Source organism: Streptomyces sp. MUSC 14 (genome assembly GCF_001866675.1).
In the GTDB taxonomy this organism is placed as follows: Bacteria; Actinomycetota; Actinomycetes; order Streptomycetales; family Streptomycetaceae; genus Streptomyces.
Window position 1 is genome coordinate 1 of record NZ_MLYN01000126.1, and the last position, 593, is coordinate 593.

Below are 593 nucleotides of genomic sequence, written 5' to 3' on the forward strand. Positions count from 1 at the left end.
GGCTGGGGCCCACATGTACGACGACGGAAATAAGCGAACCACGGTAGCCATCGCAGAAAAGCTTTTCCAGGACAACAATATCGCGAACAGGCCAACCAGCCAGGAACTTGAGACCATCGTCCTGCGGGCCAGTAAGGGCAAGCACGCAGGCGGGCTAACCAGCGTCGCCAGCATCGCCAAGGCGCTTGGCAAGATCTGAAAAGGATGAATGATGGACATCGAACCACTCCTTGAGAGACTTGGTCATGCGGGTGTCTCAACGCTCATCAAAGTCGATGAGCTCAGAATGAAGGAAGGGGGAGAAGCATGGACGATGTCAATGATTGGCCCAGCTCTTCCTGACGGCGACTTCATTCGGATTGACGGCCCCAGCCTGCAGTATTGCCTGAGCGCAGGATTCGCGCAGCTGCGCGAGTACCCCGGCGATTGGGAATGGCTTCCGCAGCTCAGCTCCTGATTGGACTACGGCACACAGGGCAAGGCGTGAATGGCGTTTCTCTTCGAGGCGCCATTCACGCCGAGCTCGCCAATGAGTATGACGTCGAGGGGACACCGAGCGGGAGGTCGTCGCATGTTGACTGGCCATGAGTGCC

Annotated in this window: 2 protein-coding genes; both read left to right on the forward strand. The window is 58.0% G+C overall.

Going from position 1 to position 593, the window contains the following annotated elements; translation table 11 throughout:
- Positions 1-199 (forward strand): hypothetical protein (locus BIV25_RS45750; RefSeq protein ID WP_218158539.1); only part of this gene is annotated, 199 nt, incomplete at its 5' end.
- Between the two features lie 9 nt (positions 200-208).
- The gene (locus tag BIV25_RS48965) at positions 209-457 is read left to right on the forward strand and encodes a hypothetical protein (RefSeq protein WP_256257223.1); all 249 of its coding nucleotides are present in this window, start codon (positions 209-211) and stop codon (positions 455-457) included.
- The last annotated feature ends 136 nt before the right edge of the window (positions 458-593 follow it).

Bases quoted from the DNA above. Each gene is read 5' to 3' on its own strand.
- BIV25_RS48965 (WP_256257223.1), top strand. From the start codon at position 209: ATGATGGACATCGAACCACTCCTTGAGAGACTTGGTCATGCGGGTGTC.